This window comes from Microbacterium sp. GbtcB4, from assembly GCF_019091465.1.
GTDB classification, from domain to species: domain Bacteria; phylum Actinomycetota; class Actinomycetes; order Actinomycetales; family Microbacteriaceae; genus Microbacterium; species Microbacterium paraoxydans.
This window is the reverse complement of the sequence record NZ_JAGXJJ010000656.1, coordinates 1-233: the sequence shown is the minus strand read 5'-3', so window position 1 is coordinate 233 and position 233 is coordinate 1. Positions and strand designations below refer to the sequence as shown.

Genomic DNA, 233 nt, shown 5'->3' with positions numbered 1-233 from the left:
GACCGCCGCTCGCGCTCGAGCCCCTCCCGCCCCACCCCGGTGTGCCCCTCCTGCCACCACCTCATAGCACCGGCTTTCTTCCGCTTCGGCACGGCCTCCCCCGCGATCTCCTGCGCCTCGCTCACAAGGTCCCCAGGCTCGGTGTACTCCCACGCATTCGCGAGGGTCGTTGCCGAGCCCAGGAGATTCACCTTCAGCGCGGCCGTGAAACGCTCGGGCGCCTCCTCCGGGAA

The 233-nt window shown here is 70.4% G+C and carries 1 protein-coding gene; it reads right to left on the bottom strand.

Features of this window, described 5'->3' with window-relative positions:
* The coding region (locus tag KVS71_RS19155; protein ID WP_217585320.1) for a hypothetical protein at positions 1 to 233 on the bottom strand (233 nt) is incomplete at both ends.